We start from the raw sequence: 21,191 nt of genomic DNA, 5'->3' as shown, positions 1-21,191 counted from the left end.
AATAGAGAGCAAAGACCGAATGCGCTGACCTATCAAGTTTATACTTCATGTTAGGTATATCATAATACGTCACCCAACAAGGTATATCTATCGCAGGGAAAAAGGGCGGCTCCGCTTTCATCCCCGGCCTGAAGACCCGGGACTTCCCGCTCCGCCCCCTTTACCTCCATAAGCGCTAACTTAAGCGATAATAATATATAGTTGGTGAAATAATAGACTGTCACCAACGAGGAATAGCTAATGACAGATGATCAGAACTGGAAGTTTCTTCTACAATTTTTACCCAGAGATTGGGAACAAAAAGCAAAAGAACTTGGAGCTTTGACACGGCAGAGGAAAATAACGTCCGCTGAATTATTATTACGAATACTTCTTATTCACCTCGCCGATGGATGTTCTATGCGTGAAACGGTTATACGAGCAAGAGAGTCTGGTTTGGCAGATATTTCGGATGTTGCACTATTTAAACGGTTAAAAGCGAGTTCTGAATGGTTACGATGGATTTCTGTTCATCTTGTGGAGCAGGTACATGGCATTGTAAAAAAACCAGATTGGTTAGAAGGCTTTAATGTCCGTGTCGTGGATGGCAGCATTATAACAGAACCAGGAAGTACAGGATCGGATTGGAGATTACATTACAGCATCGAGTTATTTGGCCTTTCATGCGATTATTTTCGAATCACTGATCAGACTGTGGGAGAAACTTTCTGTAATTTTCCAATCAACAAAGGGGATTTAGTAATCGGCGATCGAGGGTATGGATCTATTAGAGGCATTAATCATGTTATTGATAATGAAGGGCATTTTCTTGTTAGAATTAGAAATAAAGCATTCAAATTAATAACAGAAAGGAATGAGGAGTTTATTCTCCTCGATCACTTTCGAAAATTAGAATATGGAGAGATTGGCGACTATGAAGTGTTGTACAATTATTCAAATAATCAATATAATAAGATTCGATTATGTGCAATACGAAAATCTCCAGAAAATGCAGAACGATCCAGAAAAGTTGCCATAAATGAGATGAAGAAAAAACAAAGGCAACTACATCCAGATACAATTGAATTATATGAGTATGTTTTCGTTATCACCTCTGTGACAGGAGATGTCTTGTCTGCAGGAGAAATAATGTCATTGTACCGGATGAGATGGCAGGTCGAATTGGCTTTTAAAAGGTTAAAAACAATATTGGGTCTTGGGCACCTTCCAAAAACTGATCTTGAAAGCTCAAAAGCATGGTTGCATGGAAAAATGCTTGTGGCTCTTCTTACGACTGCAATCGTTGATAAGGGGCGTTTTTTTTCCCCCTGGGGATATCCCTCCCCTCAAGTTATATGAAGACGATCCTGAACTTTCTAACTTGTGGAGGGAAACGTCGTTTGCATTTCACCTGCTACGTTCTGCAATAAATCCAGTTTTAACTTTAAAAACGTGCATTAAACGCTGGGGCCAGATTGGAAGAGGGCTTGCAGAAGGAAATAGGAAGAGAAAGCGGCAATTAAATGGTGCATATCTGTATCAACGACAAGGATGTGCAACATGCAATTAAGTTGGCGCTTATGCCCCTTTACCCCCGCAAGTTAAAAGGTCACGCTCAGGCATATATGGCATCCTTTTCGATATAGCTCATCAGGCGTGGCCGGGTGGCTATGCCGCCCTTTAGAACAAGATCGATATTTCTTTTGAGGATTTCTTCAAGTTCGTCTTTCAGGTCGATGACATCCCATCCTATTGGTCTTTCAAATGCCACTAATATATCAAGATCACTCTCTTCTGTTTGTTCGTTTCGTGCGAATGATCCAAAGATGGCTATCTCTTTGATCGGGTAACGCTGCTGCAATTCCGGCTTGGCTTTCTGGATCTTCCTGATGATGGAGTGAACTGTCCATGTTTTGGGTATATCCTCTGGTCTTTGTGGCATCACTCATTACTCTCCTGTGGATTATTGGTAAATTATGATCTTGTCTATTATAATGATTCTTGCTGCATGGTTCTTTTCTCTTCCTCCAAAATTCGGAGCTATTCTTTTTCAGGGCTATTTGTATTGTATTTTCTTGTTTGAGTTGAAATATCGTCGAAAGCATGTGGTTTATCGCAGGGTTGCCCGTTCGTCAATAAACTCTATGTGAGTTTATGATGGTGGTGAAGAGCCGGATTGCCGCTTTGCCCTATCTCCTCTCCGCTTCATCCACTCATGAATTAGATTCTGCGATCCGGGCGATCTCCGGGTGAAGCCTCATCACCTCCATCGATACCCCAATCATCGATACGCTAATAATAGAGCTGATGCAAGAGAATGGATTACAAGCAAACAGGATCGTCTGCCAATGTCCCGCTATGTCTTCTTCAACCCTTTCTCCATCCTGATGGTGATCATCCTCTTCGCAGCCCTTATTCTCCTTATTCCGTTTGTTCTCCTTGGTATTGTCGGGGGTGCCTTAACGAACCTCGGCTTTACATGGTTCCAGGCAATCGGGCTCCTCCTCCTGATCCTGTTTGGGAGCCTGGTGAATATCCCGGTGACAACGATCCGGGAAGAGGCGTCTACGCCGGTGGAGCGGCCGAAGGGGCGCCAGTTTGCTCCTTCCCTCTATGATGGGATGTATACGGTGCAGCCGCCGGCCAAAATAACGCAGGTGGCGGTGAATCTCGGCGGTGCAGTGATTCCTATCCTGATATCGGTGTATCTCCTCTTTCACGCCCTCATCGGAATGAATGATGCCCGGCTCTTCATGCTTGCCTGTGTGGGGGCACTCGCTGTCACCTTTGTGGTGCACAGGAATGCCCGGCTGATTCCGGGTGTTGGTATAGGGACGCCGTTCTTCCTCCCGCCGCTTGCCGCTCTCGTATGCGGTATCCTGCTTGCCGGTGGCTTTGGCCTGAATGCCGCTATCATTGCATATGTAAGCGGCACAATCGGGACCCTTGTCGGAGCGGATCTCCTAAATCTCAGGAAGATTGGATCGCTTGGTGCGCCGATCGTCTCGATCGGGGGTGCCGGGACGTTTGACGGGATCTTTCTATCCGGGATTATCGCGGCGTTTCTGGCGTGAAGGGGAGTTAGTGTTGAGGGGATCATTAATCCCTAAGCGGGGTGAATTACTGGTATCAGGGGGTGATAGATGATGAAAGTGAAAACGTTGCATGAGATCCATGTCGAAGGGATTCAGGCTCTCTATAAAACCCTGGGTCCGGTAGATATGATACGTTTCCTTCAGATGTTTGATCATGGGAAGGGGGATTATACGGAGGAGCGAAACAAGTGGCTTAGTGAGAATCTTGAGGAAATATATGCTGAGATTGTTGAGATGCAGGAGGATACCGAGTCCGATAATCCTCCTTAGTTCTATTATGGCTCATCGCTGACCAATGAACCTCTCACTGATGAGGATATTGCCGAGATCCGGGAAGCTCTGGAAGAGGTTGAACGGGGTGAGTTCGTCACCCATGAAGAACTGAAGCGGGATCTGGGGCTTAAATAAATTGAATCGAGGGGCAGTTTTCGATATTTTCTGGCTTATATTAATATGTGCCTTCTGATAATAGTATCTTCAAGGAGTTCTGCTTATGGCATCACTATCCTCCCATGTTAATTCTGTTAAACATGATCTGGATGAGCGGGCGAGGGAACGGATTATCGGTGAGATCGCTCGTGTTTTCGCGTCCGAGTCTGAAATCACTGCTGATGTCGCTTTAGTGTATATTTTCGGCTCTTTTTTGAAAAGCAATCAATTTAATGATATTGATATTGGGATCCTTGTGGCCGGGGAGAGGAAGCCCTATGACTACTTCAAATATGGTATGCGAATTGCCTCTGTTATGGAACAAAGTATTGCTCCGCGGTGTGAGGTTGATCTTCGTATTTTGAATGGTGCTCCCGTTCGTTTCCTCTATGAGGTGTTACAGAGTGGGCGGATTGTTTTTGCCCGTGATGAGGATGAACGCAGCTCTTTTGAGGCAGATGTTCTGACACAGTATCTTCGAAAGAAGGAATAGCTAATCTGCTCTAAACCCGGACCTTCACATCTGCTCCCTCCTTTTCTCATTCTCCTTGCTCAATTGTATCTGCTCACAAAGCGTACACTCAGCAATTCATTTCTCCTCTTAGACTTTTGTATAAACTCATATGTGGTTTATTGAAGTACAAAGTGGCATCCGCTATGATTCTAAAATGCCCTGTAAAAACTATAGAAAAGCGCTAATCTGCGGTTATATTTAATTTAAGGGTTTTAAAATAGAAAAAGTAGTCCGGAGCAGATTCGAACTGCTGTCGGGGGATCCAGAGTCCCCCATGATTGACCGCTACACTACCGGACTAATGTGCCATAATATGTGATTCCTGATGATTAATGAACCTGACGGAAATCACGAGGACGTTTTGCGTCTTCGTGGAGGTGTTTATTGGCAGAGATCCCGTATCCACGCATCAGAATGGATCAAAAAACGTAACAATTGAGGGTTAGATCCCCTCTCCTCTCAGGCATCCACGGCAGGCGGCACAGACAATTCTCACCGGCCGGATCAGCGTTCCCTCTCCGCAGAAGGGAGGGATGTCCGCAACATCGCGGCGATAGTAGACGTGCGGGACGAGCGAGATATGGGTGTAGGCTCCAACCGGCACGCCGACTGCGTCTGCAATATGCTGCTGGAGGCGTGCCAGTGCATACATATTTGCGCCTGCTGCCGAGAGCATGTCGTTTGATCGGAAGATGACCTTCATATCAAGGAGCCGGGCATCCCCTTCCTCCTCCCCCTCCTTCCGGATAACACACTGGATGAGCTGGAGGCAGGGGCAGTCGTCAAGGCTCTCGTCAATTGCGGGGTTCCAGGTAACGGCAACTGCCCGACGGCTGACGGGTTCGCTCTTGAGCTTCTCTATAATGTACCTGATCTGGTCGGCATGTATATCGGCTCCGCCGAGTGTGAGCCCCTGACCCCAGTCAAAGAGGCGGGAATGGTAGTCGTACTCAAAAACTGAATCTGATCCTGCAATCAGGTCATCAGCATAACAGTCCAGAAATGCCCTCCTGAATCGTGAATGAGAGCTTGCCATCGGCTCCGCTAAAGGATTTTCCACCCTGAGGGCAATTTCATCAGTCTCAAGCGTCTCCTCGCCGTTCTCGGTTCGCCGCTCTCTTCCTTTCTCAAGGATGTGTTTGATGATGAGTTCGTGGGCACGGCCAAGGCTTGCTGCACGGATGATCTTCATGATCATACTAATGGTGCGGGGGGTAGATAGTAATAGTGCGAACGTCCGGCTACGGGGGTGGAATCCGGGGTGTCTTTGGGATATGATCTGCGCCAGCCACTTCCATAGTCGCTTCTCGGTGTAGAATGATTAATCTCAATGTCTAAAACCTGCCCTGCTCTTGGTCTCTCCAGCCCCCGGAATGTCCCTATTTATCGTGGTAATTCCTATCCGGACATTCATCATGGTGCTCCAGATCTCTGTCCGACCACAAAGGATATATTAAGTCTTCATCTAATAAGGAAGCATATTCCGTTGATCGGAGTATACAGCACGTTGAAACCGTTTTCGGCAACTGTCGAAGGGTTTCTTCTGTGCATGTAAGGTAATTGAATTGTTCAAACTGAACAAAAGGAGGAAATAATTAATGACTAAGAGATTAACGATCGCACTTATTGCGTTCCTTGCACTCGCCATGTTTGTAGTGCTCCCGGCTGCAGCGGCTGACAATGTCATCGCAGCAGCTGGTGACACTGTCTTCCGTGGTGAACAGGGGCTCAATATTGCTGCTACCGGCGTTGTTATCGGTGACACTCTCGGCTGGTATGCCGCGGGATCTACCCCAGGTACTGGCGCTCCGTCAGCAACAATTGTTGTATCGGACCCAACGAATTTCTATGTAGATCCAAGCATGCAGGCTGGTGCATGGTACCGCCAGGTCGCAGGTACGCCTCTTGCATTCATTGTTGCTGACCCGGCACTCGATGTTAAGATCCTCGATGTTGGTGGTAACGTTAAGAATGACGGCACTGTCGTCAAAGGAACCGATGTCCTTCGATTCAGGATCGACACCAACCTTGATGCGTTTACCCAGAGGGTTACTGCTCCGGCAACTCTTGGAGCAACAATTCGCGTCCGCGTCACAGGACCGGGTGGCAACGTCTATACATCACTTGTCGATGACACTGGTGCATTAATAAATGTTGCAGCAAACGTCGTCAACTCGAACCCGTTCATCGTAACTGGTGGTGCTGGTTCAACAGGTGTCTGGGATGTTGGCAATGCTAACTATCCACGTGGTACCTACACATTTAAGGTCGACTGTAATGTAAACAGCATGAACGATAACTATGATGTCGTCGGCAAGACCATTTCAAAGACCTATTCGATCACCATTGCAGATGATGATCTTGTCATCACCTCAAACATGGACACCGTTATCCGCAACAACGACTTCGCTGTAACTATCGAGGGTCGTCCAAGCACCAACTATGTCCTCTGGGTGAAGGGAACCTCAACACTCACAGCAGCTGAAACCCCTCAGATCAAAGCTGGTCAGCAGGGTGTTAGTCTTGATGCAGGTGTAGGATCTGCTGGTCGTAATGCTGGTGCATATAGTTTCACCGCAGCCCAGACTGTTGGAGCAGATGTCCCCGGCGGTCTTGCAGTTGGTTCTCCGTTCTATGCAATGGTCAACACTGCAACCTCCGGAAAGAGGACTGTTGGTTTCTCAACCACACAGAACACCAAAGATCAGAGCTTTACCATCCGGACTGACCGCTATGTAGCACCAGGTCCATCCGGTGACTACGATGAAGTAAAGGTCCGTGTCGAGAAAGGCGCAGTGACAATCACCGCCTCAGGTGACCGGAGCTACTACATCGGCGAAGAAGTGGTCCTTTCAGGTACAAACACCGACTCCGCCAATGTCTACCTCTTCATCACCGGTCCAAACCTCGCCAACAATGGTGCACAGCTGACAAACCCGGCAGTTGCAGTCATTGATGGTGCAGGTGGAACTGGTGTCAACTTCATCAACCGCAATGTAAAGGGTGACGACACATGGGAGTACAAGTGGGATACCTCCGGACTTGCACTTGATGCCGGCACCTACACAATCTACGCTGTTGCTGACTCAAGAGATAAGAACAACCTTGCAAACAACAAGTACGAAACCGTCTCAGTTGTTATCCGCAAGGGCTTCGTTTCAGCAAGCGCCTCACAGACCTCTGTTGCAAAGGGCGACAAAATGTTCATCCGCGGTAATGCAGAAGGTAACCCCTCTCCAGGTGTTGCAGTCTGGGTTCTCGGACGCAACTTCTATGCACGCAACACTCAGACCGTTGAAGATGATTCAAGCTTCGAATATGAGCTGACAGGTGCAGCAACCACGAACATGGCATCCGGCCAGTATTTCGTCGTTGTGCAGCACCCGATGGGTAACAACCGCTTTGATGTTGTTGAAGATGCAGTCTCAGTCGCAGGAAGAACCTATGCAACCATGCTCGGAATTGTTCCCGCTGCAGGTATTGCATCCACTGACTACTTCCCGGTTGTCGGTCCAGGCCGTCTCCAGGGATCTGATGCAGCAGAAGCGCTTATTCAGCTTCTGAACAACCCGAATGTTGATGACACCTACACCAAGCTGACCTTCCTCGTTGAAGAGCCATGGATCAGAATTGACTCCATCGGCGACAAGAATGTCGGTTCGACCTTCACAATCACAGGAACCACAAACCTTGGTGTTGACAACGATCTCCTCGTTGAAGTCACCTCCTCAGAATTCCGGCCAACCGAGAAGACCACCGCAACCGAATTCTCAGGTGCATCCGCAACTGTAAAGGTTGTAAAGGGTGACGCAGGTGCCAACATCTGGTCATTCGAAGTCAATGCAGCTGCATTCAAGCCAGACGAGTACATCGTCACGGTTGAATCAATCGAAGCAGATGCATCAACCACCGCCACCTTCAACGTCCTTGAGGGTGTCCCGGTAACCCAGCCGCCTGCAACCCAGCCACCGGCAACCCAGCCACCGGCAACCCAGCCACCGGCAACCCAGCCACCAGCAACTCCGGCATCACCCGGATTTGGTGCACTTGTCGCGATTGCAGGCCTTGGTGCGGTAGCATTCCTCGTTCTTCGCAGGAACTAAACCTAACCAACCCTAATTTTTCTTTTTCTTTGCCATTACAAAATAGGTGAGCAATAAGCTCTTTTCTTGTTAAAACGCATTTCAGCAATCTTCAATGAGTCTGTCCTTGAGGGATTACTTTCAGGCAGGTTATTCTCCTACCGGAATCACTATCCATGATTGAAAACCATATTCCTGTATTCTCATGAAGGCTCCAAGACAGGTTTTTCTCAGGGAGGACATCGTAAAAGATCTCCTTCATCTGCGTAAACCGGGAATGACGCTTTCGGGGGCTATTGAAGAATTGATCGAGCACGAAAAGAAACGGCGTCTTCTTGATGATATCAGAAGGATTCAGGAGAGAGAAGAACGTGTGGAGCTGTTGTAGTTTTTGTTGCCATCTAATATGCGGGCTATTCCACAGGAATCTGCCTGCTAAGCTTTCCAGCAACGTCAATATACCCGGCAATTGCCTCCTCAATATGGCGTAGTGCCTCTTCCCAGGTTGATCCTTCACTGATACATCCTGGAAGAAGGGGTACTGTTACGGTATATCCTCCGTCTTCATTCTTTTCCATGAGTACTGTATAGCGAAGATGTGTCTCTGGCATAAAACAATCCAACTCTCCTGATTGAAGCATTGCATCCAGCACTATAAAGGCATTATGGCAATATCGGATTATTCCCTCACCGCTCCCTTTTCCAATCTTTCTCCTCCTCTATCCTCAACATTCCCCCTGCCAATCTCCCTCCCCCCAAATCCAAAAACACCCCTCCCTTCCGGCAACCCTTATCCCTCACGCCAACCAGATCCTCTTATCATATACCGGATACCACCGGAATGATTCCAAAAGGTAGTGTGATGCAATGGTTCGTCTCTCTGGAAAAGTGATTGATATCGAATACCGTGGCCTCCTCCTGAACCGGGACGATGCCCGTACAATCGGCGTCCTGGACGGGGATCGTGTCGAGGTGGTGAATGAAGAGAAGAAGGCTGCTGCACAGGCTTTTGTAACAACGACTGCAACCATGCTCCCCCAGGGAACCGCAGGTGTGTACCAGGTGACGAACCGGAAGCTGCAGCTTGATGGCGGTGAAGCAATCGAGGTTAGGGCAGTCGGCCGTCCCGCCTCAATCGACTTCATTAAGAAGAAGATGGATGGCGGTAAACTCTCGATGGAAGAGACACAGTCTATCGTCCGTGAGATAGTCGATAATACCCTCTCCCCCGGCGAGATCAGTGCATATATTGTTGGCACCTACATCAATGGCCTTGATATGGATGAGATCGAATACCTCACCCGCTCAACGGTATCAACCGGTGAACAGCTCTCGTTTGCTTCACACCCGATCGTCGACAAGCATTCCATCGGTGGCGTCCCTGGAAACAAGATCACCCTACTCGTTGTCCCTATTATCATGGCAGCGGGTCTGAAATGCCCAAAGACCAGTTCCAGGGCGATCACCGGTGCAGGTGGCACAGCCGATCTGATGGAGGCACTTGCTCCGGTTGCCTTCACCGCCTCCGAGCTTCAGACGATGACAGAGAAAGCCGGTGGCGCTATTGTATGGGGAGGTGCTACAAACATCGCCCCCGCAGATGATAAGATAATCCTCTATGAATACCCGCTCAAGATCGATCCCCATGGCCAGATGCTTGCATCGGTGATGGCAAAGAAATTTGCTGTTGGTGCTGATCTTGTGGTCATCGATATCCCGGTCGGAAGAGACGCAAAGGTCACCTCTATTGAAGATGGTCGGAAACTTGCCCGCGACTTCATGGAGCTTGGAGATCGGCTCGGAATGAAGGTTGAGTGCGCCCTCACCTATGGTGAAACCCCGATTGGGCGGTCACTCGGTGTCAACCTGGAAGTAGCAGAAGCCCTTACCATCTTAAAAGGCGGCACTGCCCCCGACTCGCTCATCCAGAAGAGTGCTGCAATTGCAGGGATAGCTCTTGAGATGGCAGGAAAAGTTCAGGCAGGTGCTGGAACCGAGGCGGCGCTTTCCCTCCTCTCATCAGGGAAAGCCGACCTGATGATGCAGAAGATAATCGAGATCCAGGGTGGCGATCCCGGGGTGAAACCAGAGGATCTCCCGCCTGGTAATCACTCTTTCACCGTCAATGCCCCTGAAACCGGCTATGTTGTTGAGATGAATAACCGGGCGCTGATCACCATTGCGCGCGCTGCGGGCGCCCCGCATGATCATGGCGCCGGGCTTTCGTTCCATAAAAAACAGGGCCAGCACGTGAAGAAAGGAGAGCCGATCTTTACCATCTATGCTGATCGCAGCTGGCGGCTCCAGAAGGCACTTGAGGAGGGCCGCCGCCTTATGCCGATAGCTGTTGAAGGGATGTTGATTGACCGGGTGCCGGGGAACCGCTGGCGCTCACCAATGCACTAATAGGTTAGAAAGCAATAGTAAATTGTATATGCGTTCTATTCGGATTGTTGTCGCGTTCATCCTGCTTCTGGCTCTGGCATTAACGGTGCAGGCGGTGGTCACACTCAACATCTATGTTGAGGATACCGAAGGATCCCGGATGTCAGATGCCGCTATCTATGTTGGTGAAAGTTATATCGGTGTAACCAACTCTGACGGCTGGCTCTCCTATACTCATCCGGGTGCTGAAAACTATAATCTCCGGGTCTCAAAAACCGGATATGAGAGCCGTACTTTAACAATCCAGAAAGCTGAAACGAGCCGGACTGTAGTCCTATCCCGCAATTCAATGGTCCTGACAGTGCTTGTCTATGATGAGAATGTCGCACCTCTCAGATCTGCGATAGTAAGAGTGGTCGGCCCATCCCTTGAAAAGACTGAACAGACCGGATCGAATGGAAAAGCGATCTTCACTCTCAGTGACGGCCAGGCATATCAGGTATTTATAACTGCTCTTGATTATCGGGATGCTGAGACGTCTGTGCAGCTTTCTGGAACATCCCGTGAAATATCGGTTGTAATGGAACGGGGCGATCGGTTTGCGTTTCGTATAACTGATGAGGAAACCGGATCACCGGTTCAGGGAGCCGAGATCATGGTTGATGGTGTTCTTCGAGGAACAACACGGGATGATGGTATCTTTTCGTACAATCTCCGGAAGGGATATGAGTATCTCATCTCAGTAAAGAAACCGGAATATGAAGATTATTCAATGCGGCAATATATCACCGGCGACCAGCAGGTTCTCTCGATCTCTCTCTCAAAAGCATACTATACTCCTTTTATATCTGTTTTTGACCCTGCAAAGAAGATTGTAGATGGTGCAGATGTTTATTTAAATGGAATGCTCCTCCGCAAAACAGATAATTACGGTCGTGCATCACTCGACAGGCTGACTGCCGGAACATATCTTCTGGAGATCAGAAAAGCCGGATTTGAACCCTATAGCCAGGAAATTACAATTTCAGAGGAATCAATAGATTTTATCGCAAATCTTGCATATTCTTCGGTTTTGGTCAGAGTGCTGGTTCAGGATGAATCGTATTCAGTAATCTCCGGGGCCTCGATCTCTGTAGATGGCGTTTACAAAGGAACAACAGATGCATCGGGGATCCTCAGCATGACACTTACTCCCGGCTCTGAGTATACTCTGACAGCTTCACGAGACGGATATCATGAGGGGGTTGTGAATCATGGTGTGCCAACAGATGGACAGCAGGACTCGGTTACCATCACCCTCAAACCTCAGTTCAACCTATTCCTCGTTGGTGGGGTTATACTTGCTGTTCTTATTCTCGGGGGTGGCATCTATCTCTTCAAAAAACGGGGGCGGAAAGGAACCTCCAGGACGCGTTTTAAAGACTGGTAAGGCTTTCAAATGCGATAATGCTCGACTCTCTCCTTTTTTTTCCAACACGAGCAATTAAATAAGAGAATGAATGATTCTATGGTATGCGCCGCTCGCTCCTGCATCTGATTCTTCTTCTGGTGCTCATAACCACCCCGGCAGCAGCCTTGATTCCTGATGAAATAGTACTCACAACTGACAGGGAATGGGTGGCTGCGGGATCGGGGGATCCAGCAATAATAACAGCTGCGGTTTATAACCAGAGTACGCCGCTTCCGGGTGTTTTGCTCACTTTCACACTTCAGAATCCCGAAACCGGCTCACTCTCAAACCCCTCTTCTGAAACTGATGGTGAAGGTAGTGGCAGCGTCCGATTCCTCCCAAACACCGTGAGCGGTGACGCGACCATCCGTGTCCAGGCCTGGTACACGGCAGAGGAGGGGATGCAGTCTATCGAAGCACTCTTCATTCAGCGGATAGATCATGGGGAGCCGGCTGCTATCGATCATATCGCATATCCCGGAGAAGCAACTGTCGGGTCAATTGTGCCAATCTCTCTCTCACTCAGGGATGCCTATGGCAACATTGTTGATGATCAAAAGGAGGTGTCACTATCACTTTCTCCGGAATACATTACACTAACGGTCACATCGGCCGGGGGTGGCGCTTTTTTTAACCTGGATGGTGGATCCGGCACCACGCTCTCTATACCGGTTGGTGATGACGGCTTTGTCAATGCAAGCCTCCATCTTGATACCCTCCCGGCCGAACATGTCATCCTGATCGATCCTTCCCCCTCTGCCATCCCGTCCCGATGGATTACAATCAATGCAATCGCAGATGCTATCCCGCACTCTGTCATGCGTGACCCCTCAGATCTGCGCCTGTATGCTCCGGCAGATGGCGCATCCAGAATAAACCTCTTCTATACGTTTTATGATGAATATGGGAACCGCGCTGGTAACAGGCAGATTCTCTTTTCAGTAACATCACCATCGGGCACAAGTACGCAGCAATATTCGACAAGTGCCCTTGGTGAGATCCAGATCAGCTACGGCCCGGTCATCACTGTTGGCGAGGTGATAATCTCCTGCACAGCTGTTGATAACGAAGCGGTGAGTGATTCGGTCACGTTGGAGTTCTACCATACGGATCCGGTGGCGATGCTCCTCACCGCAAATCCCCAGATGATTCCAAGCGCAGATGTCGATCCCGATATAACCGCGGATATCAGGGCAAAAGTAATTGATGCAAGGGGGAACCCCGTCCCCGGCGAAGATGTCAGCTTCTCAATCAGGGTAATTGATACTGGTGACTACATCATCACCAGCAATGCAACACTGGATGCAACAGAAGCGGTTACAAACGAGAATGGATTTGCTATCGTACGATTTTCACCCTGCGCGTTCACAACGGATCGTGACGATCCCGGATACAGCCAGAATGCGACCGGAACGGCGATCATCGGGGCTGAATGGGCCGGACAGGAGAAGACAGTTCTCGTAACCTGGAAGAACTATCCGTTCCTCAGTATCAGCACGATGGTCGAGCCGGAAACGGTAGCCGTGAATGAAACGATCAATGTGACTGTAACGATTGTTGGCGACGGTTGGGCGCTACAGCCGGATCCTGTTGATGTGGTACTTGTTATCGACACCTCGGGCAGCATGACGGGAACGGATGTATCGCCAAACCGGATGGCAGCTGCCAGAAATGCAGCAAAGGATTTCGTCTCTCAGATGGATCTCGAATCCGGCCGGGATCGGGTGGCTGTGGCATCCTTTTCATCTGCTGTTACCATCCATCAGCCACTCACAGATGATCCAGCTACCGTCAACGCTGCAATCGATGGCCTGACGGCGAACGGTGCGACGATCATGCGCAGGGGCTATTATGAAGGAATACGGCACCTGAAAGAAGAAGGCAGACCCGGTGCCGTGAAAGCGGTGATCCTGATGGGGGATGGGGACTGGAACCTCCATGGATCTCCACTGGCAACTGGTGTCGGATTTCCTGATACCGATCCGGAAAAAACTGTCTATGATCGAAGTTATGAAACCACATACGGAATAGCGCGCTCGGCATATCCATGGAGCGGCTCGTCATATTCATTCAGCCCTGGCGAATGCCAGGTGCGTTCAACCCGCTATAGCACAACTCTCTATTCTGAAGGTTATGAGTGGTATAGCGCTCTCCCTGATTCGAAAGGTACATTGGATGCAGAGCGCTGGTGGTACCGCCGGTATCCTATAAATGACTGGAGGTTCGGCTCAGTCTCCCTTGACAGCCAGGATACAAACCAGAACATGTCTGTGTATGCAATGAGCGGTTCCCCTGAGGAACAGGTAAGGGTATACACCATCGGGTTTGCTCAAATCCTGAACTCAAATGTTGTTCGGGATATTACCCTTCTCTCTGAAGCAACCGGAGGGAGTTATGTATGGGCAGGAGATGAAGAGGAACTAACAGCAGTGTACACGCAGATTGCAGGTGAACTGATCACCGAGGCGGGGGTGAATACCACCCTCCAGCTCTCGCATGACAATATCCTGATAAACATGACTGTCTGGGGTGGGGGTGAGCTCTTTGATTACGTGCCAATGACCCGGCTATCACACTATAATCAGGGAGGAGATGATATCGTATGGATTGAAGGATACCCAAAGAGTATCGATCAGACAGATGACTGGATCGGGATCAATCCGCCCCCCTATACCCTCACCTTTGATATCGGCACCATTCACCTTCATGATGTCTGGAAAGCAGAGTACCAGCTCCGGCTCATCAAGGATGGGACATTCGAACTCTTCGGTCCTCTGGCATCAGTTACCTTCGAAGGAGATACACTCACCCTTCCAACCACACTTATCAGTGTGATACCCCCTATTGAAGTGATAGGGCTGGATCGGTATCTCCTTGAGGTTAATAATCTCAGGTCCACCGCTCCGTCTCCGGTGACCGATATCCTGCCTATCTCCTGGGAACTAACTTATGGGGGCAGTGGGATCGCAACGCAACAGGTCAGGTATACAGTCGTCGATCCCATGATCTATGACCGTTTCGGAATAAACGGCCCCTATGAGTGGAAGATGGCAGGGGCGGTCTATTCCACCCCCGGTCCACATGAATCACAGACAATGGATTATCTGATAGATCTCTTTGGTCTCTCTGGTATCTGCCTGGTGAAAGTGGAGGCATCAGCGCCCGGTTCTCCCGAGAGCCGCGATGAGATCGCAGTCCCAATAGGCATGCAATCAGATCAGGCATATATCCTGATTGAGTGAGAAAAACAGATGAGAATGAAGTGATGCACGGATCCACCGGGAATCGAACCCGGGTCCTTGGGTTCGAAGCCCAAGAGGATATCCTCTACCCCATAGATCCAGAATGTAGTATAATCATGTGCATAAATACTATTTAGATGATGAGGAAGGATGGAATACCTGTTGCACCCAAACCTCTCCCAATAGCATGTGAACACTGCCATTCAGCCCGAACACATTGGCACTCTTTTTCATCTCTTCTGACGATATGATCACTCATGGTGTTATCAGCGGGAGTGATCCGAAAGAGGCTTGGCGATGATAGCAGGGAGGGAGACCTCGTTATCCGTCCATTTGAGGATGCCTGCCTCCAGCCCGCCTCCTATGATCTCAGGGTGGCAGAGGAGGTGCAGCTCATACGCGGCCAGTGCACGCTCGTACCCACTCTTGAGTGGGTGGAGCTTCCCTCAGATATTGCTGCCACTCTCAGGGGTCGATCCTCATATGGCAGAAAAGGCCTCCTCCTCGGCGCAGGCTATGTGGATCCCGGCTTCCGTGGGCAGCTCACCATCTGTTGTACAAATATGGGAAGTGAGGATATACTTGTGCCCGGAAATACGCGGTTTGTACAGATGATCTTCCATGAAGTGATTGGGGGCAGCGAGATCTATTCAGGGCGCTACCAGGATAGCAGAGGTATTGTTCATGCGAGAGACTGATCCTGGAACCGAACGCAAATGCCTTGAGATTCTGAGAATTCTCCGTGACTCACGTGATCCTATGGGTGCAAAACACCTCTCAGAACGGATGGCGGAACAGGGTTTTGTCCTCTCCGATCGTGCGGTACAATATTATCTCCACCATCTCGATGAACTCGGTTTCACCAGGAAGATCGGAAACCGTGGACGTGTACTGACCAATCTCGGTATTTCAGAGAGCGAAAGCGCACTTGTTGGCGATCGGATTGGTTTTGTCATATCCAAACTGGAGCGGCTTGCGTTCCGGAGCACACTAAATCCGGTGACATGCACAGGCGATGTCGCCTATAACCTCTCGTTTGTGAAAAACGAGGAGCTTGATGCCGTACGGTCGGCCTTTGATGAGGTTGTATCTGCCGATATCGGCTTCTTTGGAACCTATGCAGAGACCGAGAATGATCCGAGGATTCCAAAAGGGCATACCGGCTTTATAACTGTCTGTAGCATCACTATGGACGGGATCTTTCAGCATAACGGCATACCCGTCCGGATGGCATATGGTGGTTGTCTCAACCATATTCACCATAAGCCCGAGGGCTTCCATCAGCTGATAGGGTATAAAGGCACGACACTTGACCCGCTCCAGCTCTTCCTCTCTGCGGAGATGGCTTCAATAGGCAGGCTGATCCAATCCGGAGATGGTGTTGCCCTTGCAAATATACGGAATATCCCCTCTACCGCCGTAATAAAAGCAGAAGAAATCATGTGCGAGCTCAGGAAAAATGATTTTCATCTGCCTGTTGCGGTGGGATCAGGCATCCTGAATGTCCCGATAGATCCATATCAGTCCTCGATTGTCATCTATAGCGGAATGAACCTGATCGGCAGGGCATATGAGTGCGGTATCAGAATGAAGACGGAGATCGGCGCCGGAACAATCCCGATATCGCGTATCATCTCCGGCTAGACCGAATACCCATATCAATTTCCAATCGGAATCCCTCTCTTATTCAGATCCAGGTGATCCCCGTCTCATCCTCTTCGGGTTCCTCCCGTGAAGAGGAGGGGGTATCGCCGATAACAACAAACCTGGATCTCCTACCCACCTCATCTCTTGGGCGAGGCTGGCCGCCCTGTCTTCTTTGGCTGGAGATAATGTCGTCATTTGGAGCGGGCTGTTTATCGAGATGAATAGATCCGGATCTGCCCATATATGCCGAATCATCCGGTCTGCCTTTACCCTGGATGCCAATCGTGCTCCCGCCCGTTAAGAGATCATCCTTCGGCTTCACTTTGGATCTTCTGATGGTTATGCCCCCGCCTTCAATGGCACTGTCGCTTGGCCGTGAGAAATGGGACTTCAGGGCGATTGCCTTTGCCTCAAACGAATCATCACGTGCCCTGACCATTGATGGGAGTGAGAAGGCTTCCTGTGAAGGATCAACCACAAAACGCCCACGTTCAGTTGGTGTCTCCTTCATCCTGAGAGCACCTGCATCCATCGACCGATCACTTGGTTTTACCGGTCCACCGATTGTAGTCTGCCGTGATATATCTGCAACTTCAATTGCCTGCCTTCCCGGGAGGTTGATTCTCTTCTCCTCTTTCATCTCCCCCCGCTGTGGCAGGATCACTCCCTCAGGGATCATTGTATCCGGCGTCTCTCTCTCCTGCCTCTCACTCTTCTCCTGCCATTGCTGCTCTTCCCAAACGTGAGCCTCAGCGGAAGCTGGTATTGTGGCGAGATCATCTTCAATAAACCGAACATCATCATCAGCCCAGATCTCATCCTGCTGGAGAAGTGCAGCCCGTTCAGCTCTCTCTCTGGCGATCCTCTCCATCTCTTCCTTCTCCCGCATTAACTCCTCCTGTTCTATCATGAGGATCTCTTGCTGCTTCCTCTCCTTCCTCTCCTCTTCAAGGTACATATCCCGTATCTCTTTGAGTTCATTGATCCGGGGAATGTTTCTGATACCGGCGAGCACGATGATCACGCCGACGTATTTTGTACTCAGGACCGGATAATCGCCGGCACGCATTTCAAGGCCAGATATGCTTCTATCAATCCATTTCCTGACATTCTGGAACCCTTTCATCGAGAGCTCCTCGCTTGGGCCTGCGATCAGAACGAGTGCCTTACCTGCACTTGTCAGGTCGCATGGAACTGATATCTCCTGGTAGATTGCCCGTTTTGCGAGTTCCACGACACGGGAAGCACGCAGATGCCCCTCTTCAAAATCAGAATAATCTTTCTTAAGCCTGTTAAAAATAGAGAACTTCTGGCGTGGGATCATCTCGGTAGAGTATCCGATAGCAACCATGCCCATTCCGGAGATGGTGTTGATCACCTCGCCTGCATCAAGCACAACCTCGGCTATCGGCCGTCCTCCATCAACAAATTCCCCGGCACGGAGCAGAAGCCCGAATCTTCGGGCAATCCGCTCATTCAGGAGGTTATTTCGTTCGCGGGGATTCAATGGGGCTCTGGTGAGGCGTTCGTCATCAATGTCAGCGCCATCATCTGGCAGATTATCCATCTCGTCGGCATTTCCGGTCTCTTTGGTCCGCTCAAGCCTGAGTAGTTCAGTTGCAATCTTTCTGTACCACGTTTCGTTATCAAAGATGATGCAGCCGTCAACAACAGGCTCAATAGCATCGATCTGGTTGGCGGCCCGTGCGGAGATCCGTTTCCCTTCATCCCGTAGGGGGAGCGTCAGGACACAGATAACCGGCTCGTAAAAAGAGTCCCTGATCCTCTCAACGAGCAGGGGGATGGCATCAGCATGTCTTCCTCCAAGCCCGGAACAGATGATCACTGCATCAATCTCGACGGTATTGCATTGCTGGATATGCTGGATCATCTCAGCAACATCTAAAACATCTCCGTCTATCTCTTCATCAGTATTCTCGAAAGTAGGAAGAACAATCCGCTGGGTATTTGGTATATGCTTCAGCTCTTTGATGCTAAAGAGATCTGTGTCTATGGCTACCGCCAGAACACTATTTGTACCGCTTCTCCTGTCATGATCGTGGAGAATATCGGCGATGCGTGATCCAGCTCCTCCCAGTCCGATGATAAGTGCCTTCATAGCAGAGAGTCCATTCAGATGGCGCAGCCGGGTGCAGCTGCCCATACTATTGGTATTTGATATTATCCCGAAGGCATAAAGCCTTTCAGTTCACACTAAACCAGATCATTGGCTTGCAAAACCTCATATCTGACCATTCTGCAACCGGTTTTTCCGGCTGTGGAAGCAGTATCAGGGCAAAATGATAATGATTATAAGTATGTGTGTGAAACAACTCACTGAGGTGAATTTACCTTGAGCTATGGAATTGAATTCGTCCCTGGAAACCTCTCTGTAAAGCAGGTAGTAAACTACTGCAAACTTGCAGAGACGAAAGATATTGACTTTGCCTGGATTACCAACCACTACAACAACAGACACTGCTACCCAATTCTTGCGCAGATTGCGGCAGCAACAAGTGAACTGAAGATGGGTCCGGGTATCATGAACGCCTTCACCGACACACCAGCGGCGATGGCATCTTTTGCATGCACATTAAATGAAATCTCGGATGGACGCGCAGTCCTTGGTATTGGTCCAGGTGATCTGTCCACCCTTCCGAAGCTTGCAATCGACCCCGCCAAGCCGGTCTCCCGGCTGAGCGAGGCTGTCACCCAGATCCGTGCACTCTGTTCGGGAGCTGAAGTGAAAAAGACCGGTCTTGAGTTCTTTGACTATGATGGTGCAAAGCTCACCGGTGTCCAGCTCCCCGGCAAGAAGGGCATCCCGATTTACATCGGTGCACAGGGTCCAAAGGTTCTTGAACTTGCGGGCACAATCGGTGACGGTGCACTCATCAACGCATCAAATCCAAAAGACTTCGAAGCTGCAATCCCAATCATCAAAGCTGCCTGTGAAAAGGTCGACAAGAAGGGATTCGACATCGGTGCATACACCGCAATGTCCATTGACATGAGCGAGAAGAAGGCGCGCAATGCAGCAAAGATTGTTGCCGCATTCATCGCAGCAGGTTCTCCACCTGCACTGCTTCAGCGCCATGGACTTGACCTTGGCAATGTTGCAAAGATCAAAGACGCCCTTGCAAAATTCGACTTCAAGACTGTTGGCGGGCTTGTTGGCGATGCCGAGATCGATGCATTCACCATTGCAGGTACTCCGGACGTTGTCAAACAGAAGTGTGAGGACTTAACGAAATCCGGTGTCACGCAGATCATCTTTGGATCCCCGCTGGGACCCGACATGGTCAACTCGATCCGGCTCCTCGGCAAGTACGTCGTATAATCTTCCTGATACAGGAATATTTATACCTCTCTCACAATTTTTTCCAAACCTTTTTAGCTTCTTTTGATTATCCTTTAATCGTGTCTCTCTTCTCAACAACGGAGATCCAATCGCCCCGTTCACGTATAAGCTACAGGACCGAATTTGCAACAGGTCTTTCCTGCCGGATCAGCCCGCTCCGGGGAACGCGGGGAATTAATACCGGGTCTTTCCCTCCGGTTTTCGAATATGAGGTGAAGGATTGCCCTTTCTGCAGATCACGTATCTTTTCATCAACATGTGGTTTTTCCAATGGAGGCTGGATAACAAAAGGTGAAAGTGTCACATTTCCAAATCTCTATCCTTTCGCAGACCGGCATACAGTGACCGTTATAACAGAGGCACATATGGTCGAATCTTTCACCTCCAGGCAACTCTCCGATGCCCTCTTTGGAGCTGCACAATCTTTGCAGGATTACCCCGGCTACCCCTCGATACACTGGAACTTCCTTCCGTCAGCTGGTGCAAGCCTCCTGCATCCCCATCTTCAGGGGATGGCTGACAAAAAACCGGCTTCACTCTGCAGACTCTATCTTGAGGCATCTGCAAAGACTGCATCGGGTGATTACTGGGAAGTTGTTGTTGATGAGGAGGCTGGCGGCCCCCGGCACCTCTTTGGGGAAGAGATCTTCTGGTATGCAAACCCGGTTCCGATTGGTGAATGTGAGATCCGGGGTGTCCTGCCGATCAGAACAATCAATGAACTCTTCTCTCTGACAGAAACTCTGGGCCGTGACATTGTTCGGATTACCGATCTGTTTCGCTCTTTTGGCTCATATGCATTTAATATGGGAGTCTTCTTCCAGAAAACCGGATCATCCGGCCTGGATGGAATGTGCGCGTTCTGTACTCTGATCGCACGAATCAACCCAAATCCTGAATCTATCAGCGATTCTGCATTTATGGAGCGGATATGCAGGGAACCGGTTGTTATGACCCTGCCTGAGGATATCCGTATAAAAGCCGGATTATAACTGATCCCTGTCAGA

Annotated in this window: 17 protein-coding genes and 2 tRNA genes; 13 read left to right on the top strand and 6 right to left on the bottom strand. The window is 49.5% G+C overall.

Annotation, left to right across the window (positions count from 1 at the left end; translation table 11 throughout):
- The first annotated feature begins 240 nt into the window (after positions 1–240).
- Positions 241–1,338: an IS4 family transposase gene (locus FTO68_RS06955; protein ID WP_255332659.1), complete on the top strand. Its 1,098-nt coding sequence runs from the start codon at positions 241–243 to the stop codon at positions 1,336–1,338.
- A gap of 256 nt (positions 1,339–1,594) precedes the next feature.
- Here FTO68_RS06955 and FTO68_RS06950 read toward each other — a convergent pair whose 3' ends face one another.
- Positions 1,595–1,921, bottom strand: coding sequence for a nucleotidyltransferase family protein (locus FTO68_RS06950; protein WP_255332658.1), 327 nt, complete (start codon positions 1,919–1,921; stop codon positions 1,595–1,597).
- A gap of 406 nt (positions 1,922–2,327) precedes the next feature.
- On the opposite strand from FTO68_RS06950, the gene FTO68_RS06945 reads away from it, so the two are divergent.
- The 3 genes from FTO68_RS06945 to FTO68_RS06935 all read left to right on the top strand — a co-directional run bounded on the left by FTO68_RS06945 (position 2,328) and on the right by FTO68_RS06935 (position 3,996).
- On the top strand, positions 2,328–3,053 hold the full coding sequence (locus FTO68_RS06945; protein WP_255332657.1) for a DUF1614 domain-containing protein: 726 nt from the start codon (positions 2,328–2,330) through the stop codon (positions 3,051–3,053).
- A gap of 69 nt (positions 3,054–3,122) precedes the next feature.
- Positions 3,123–3,344, top strand: coding sequence for a hypothetical protein (locus FTO68_RS06940; protein WP_255332656.1), 222 nt, complete (start codon positions 3,123–3,125; stop codon positions 3,342–3,344).
- 223 nt (positions 3,345–3,567) lie between these two features.
- On the top strand, positions 3,568–3,996 hold the full coding sequence (locus FTO68_RS06935; RefSeq protein WP_255332655.1) for a nucleotidyltransferase domain-containing protein: 429 nt from the start codon (positions 3,568–3,570) through the stop codon (positions 3,994–3,996).
- 248 nt (positions 3,997–4,244) lie between these two features.
- On the opposite strand, the gene FTO68_RS06930 is transcribed toward FTO68_RS06935, so the two are convergent.
- Both FTO68_RS06930 and FTO68_RS06925 read right to left on the bottom strand, forming a co-directional pair.
- Positions 4,245–4,317, bottom strand: a tRNA-Gln gene (locus FTO68_RS06930).
- A gap of 142 nt (positions 4,318–4,459) precedes the next feature.
- Complete coding sequence (locus tag FTO68_RS06925; protein WP_255332654.1) at positions 4,460–5,209, bottom strand: thymidylate synthase; 750 nt, start codon at positions 5,207–5,209, stop codon at positions 4,460–4,462.
- 406 nt (positions 5,210–5,615) lie between these two features.
- Between FTO68_RS06925 and FTO68_RS06920 the strand changes: the two genes are divergently transcribed.
- Together FTO68_RS06920 and FTO68_RS06915 are read left to right on the top strand one after the other, a co-directional pair.
- Positions 5,616–8,120, top strand: coding sequence for an MEMAR_RS02690 family S-layer glycoprotein (locus tag FTO68_RS06920; protein WP_255332653.1), 2,505 nt, complete (start codon positions 5,616–5,618; stop codon positions 8,118–8,120).
- Positions 8,121–8,304: 184 nt separating this feature from the next.
- Complete coding sequence (locus tag FTO68_RS06915) at positions 8,305–8,487, top strand: hypothetical protein (RefSeq protein WP_255332652.1); 183 nt, start codon at positions 8,305–8,307, stop codon at positions 8,485–8,487.
- Positions 8,488–8,512: 25 nt separating this feature from the next.
- Here the strand turns inward: FTO68_RS06915 and FTO68_RS06910 are convergent, their stop codons facing one another.
- Positions 8,513–8,710: a type II toxin-antitoxin system HicB family antitoxin gene (locus tag FTO68_RS06910; RefSeq protein ID WP_255332651.1), complete on the bottom strand. Its 198-nt coding sequence runs from the start codon at positions 8,708–8,710 to the stop codon at positions 8,513–8,515.
- A 256-nt stretch (positions 8,711–8,966) separates the two neighbouring features.
- On the opposite strand from FTO68_RS06910, the gene FTO68_RS06905 reads away from it, so the two are divergent.
- The 3 genes from FTO68_RS06905 (at position 8,967) to FTO68_RS06895 (ending at position 15,176) form a co-directional block, all read left to right on the top strand.
- A complete protein-coding gene (locus tag FTO68_RS06905) occupies positions 8,967–10,505 on the top strand; it encodes an AMP phosphorylase (RefSeq protein ID WP_255332650.1) in 1,539 nt (512 codons plus the stop codon).
- 28 nt (positions 10,506–10,533) lie between these two features.
- Complete coding sequence (locus tag FTO68_RS06900; protein WP_255332649.1) at positions 10,534–11,913, top strand: carboxypeptidase regulatory-like domain-containing protein; 1,380 nt, start codon at positions 10,534–10,536, stop codon at positions 11,911–11,913.
- A gap of 83 nt (positions 11,914–11,996) precedes the next feature.
- The gene (locus FTO68_RS06895) at positions 11,997–15,176 is read left to right on the top strand and encodes a VWA domain-containing protein (protein ID WP_255332648.1); all 3,180 of its coding nucleotides are present in this window, start codon (positions 11,997–11,999) and stop codon (positions 15,174–15,176) included.
- A 28-nt stretch (positions 15,177–15,204) separates the two neighbouring features.
- Here the strand turns inward: FTO68_RS06895 and FTO68_RS06890 are convergent.
- Positions 15,205–15,276: transfer RNA gene (locus FTO68_RS06890), tRNA-Arg, on the bottom strand.
- Positions 15,277–15,433: 157 nt separating this feature from the next.
- On the opposite strand from FTO68_RS06890, the gene FTO68_RS06885 reads away from it, so the two are divergent.
- Together FTO68_RS06885 and FTO68_RS06880 are read left to right on the top strand one after the other, a co-directional pair.
- The gene (locus tag FTO68_RS06885) at positions 15,434–15,874 is read left to right on the top strand and encodes a dCTP deaminase (RefSeq protein WP_255332647.1); all 441 of its coding nucleotides are present in this window, start codon (positions 15,434–15,436) and stop codon (positions 15,872–15,874) included.
- Positions 15,861–16,820 (top strand): DUF128 domain-containing protein, encoded by a 960-nt coding sequence (locus FTO68_RS06880; protein ID WP_255332646.1) that lies wholly within the window; start codon positions 15,861–15,863, stop codon positions 16,818–16,820. Before FTO68_RS06885 ends, FTO68_RS06880 begins: the two co-directional genes overlap by 14 nt.
- A 43-nt stretch (positions 16,821–16,863) precedes the next feature.
- Here the strand turns inward: FTO68_RS06880 and FTO68_RS06875 are convergent, their stop codons facing one another.
- Positions 16,864–18,987, bottom strand: a complete 2,124-nt coding sequence (locus tag FTO68_RS06875) for a hypothetical protein (protein ID WP_255332645.1) — start codon at positions 18,985–18,987, stop codon at positions 16,864–16,866.
- Between the two features lie 189 nt (positions 18,988–19,176).
- On the opposite strand from FTO68_RS06875, the gene FTO68_RS06870 reads away from it, so the two are divergent.
- Together FTO68_RS06870 and FTO68_RS06865 are read left to right on the top strand one after the other, a co-directional pair.
- On the top strand, positions 19,177–20,163 hold the full coding sequence (locus FTO68_RS06870; protein WP_255332644.1) for a 5,10-methylenetetrahydromethanopterin reductase: 987 nt from the start codon (positions 19,177–19,179) through the stop codon (positions 20,161–20,163).
- An 80-nt stretch (positions 20,164–20,243) separates the two neighbouring features.
- Positions 20,244–21,176 (top strand): galactose-1-phosphate uridylyltransferase, encoded by a 933-nt coding sequence (locus FTO68_RS06865; RefSeq protein ID WP_255332643.1) that lies wholly within the window; start codon positions 20,244–20,246, stop codon positions 21,174–21,176.
- Positions 21,177–21,191 lie beyond the last annotated feature (15 nt).

The sequence above is a fragment of the Methanocalculus taiwanensis genome, from assembly GCF_024372745.1.
Classification (GTDB): Archaea; Halobacteriota; Methanomicrobia; order Methanomicrobiales; family Methanocorpusculaceae; genus Methanocalculus; species Methanocalculus taiwanensis.
This window is presented reverse-complemented; position numbering and strand designations above follow the sequence as displayed.

Excerpts from the sequence above, each read along its gene's own strand:
- FTO68_RS06955 (WP_255332659.1), top strand. The coding sequence starts at position 241 with ATGACAGATGATCAGAACTGGAAGTTTCTTCTACAATTTTTACCCAGA.
- FTO68_RS06950 (WP_255332658.1), bottom strand. The coding sequence starts at position 1,921 with ATGCCACAAAGACCAGAGGATATACCCAAAACATGGACAGTTCACTCC.
- FTO68_RS06945 (WP_255332657.1), top strand. The coding sequence starts at position 2,328 with ATGTCCCGCTATGTCTTCTTCAACCCTTTCTCCATCCTGATGGTGATC.
- FTO68_RS06940 (WP_255332656.1), top strand. The coding sequence starts at position 3,123 with ATGATGAAAGTGAAAACGTTGCATGAGATCCATGTCGAAGGGATTCAG.
- FTO68_RS06935 (WP_255332655.1), top strand. The coding sequence starts at position 3,568 with ATGGCATCACTATCCTCCCATGTTAATTCTGTTAAACATGATCTGGAT.
- FTO68_RS06925 (WP_255332654.1), bottom strand. The coding sequence starts at position 5,209 with ATGAAGATCATCCGTGCAGCAAGCCTTGGCCGTGCCCACGAACTCATC.
- FTO68_RS06920 (WP_255332653.1), top strand. The coding sequence starts at position 5,616 with ATGACTAAGAGATTAACGATCGCACTTATTGCGTTCCTTGCACTCGCC.
- FTO68_RS06915 (WP_255332652.1), top strand. The coding sequence starts at position 8,305 with ATGAAGGCTCCAAGACAGGTTTTTCTCAGGGAGGACATCGTAAAAGAT.
- FTO68_RS06910 (WP_255332651.1), bottom strand. The coding sequence starts at position 8,710 with ATGCCAGAGACACATCTTCGCTATACAGTACTCATGGAAAAGAATGAA.
- FTO68_RS06905 (WP_255332650.1), top strand. The coding sequence starts at position 8,967 with ATGGTTCGTCTCTCTGGAAAAGTGATTGATATCGAATACCGTGGCCTC.
- FTO68_RS06900 (WP_255332649.1), top strand. The coding sequence starts at position 10,534 with ATGCGTTCTATTCGGATTGTTGTCGCGTTCATCCTGCTTCTGGCTCTG.
- FTO68_RS06895 (WP_255332648.1), top strand. The coding sequence starts at position 11,997 with ATGCGCCGCTCGCTCCTGCATCTGATTCTTCTTCTGGTGCTCATAACC.
- FTO68_RS06885 (WP_255332647.1), top strand. The coding sequence starts at position 15,434 with ATGGTGTTATCAGCGGGAGTGATCCGAAAGAGGCTTGGCGATGATAGC.
- FTO68_RS06880 (WP_255332646.1), top strand. The coding sequence starts at position 15,861 with ATGCGAGAGACTGATCCTGGAACCGAACGCAAATGCCTTGAGATTCTG.
- FTO68_RS06875 (WP_255332645.1), bottom strand. The coding sequence starts at position 18,987 with ATGGGCAGCTGCACCCGGCTGCGCCATCTGAATGGACTCTCTGCTATG.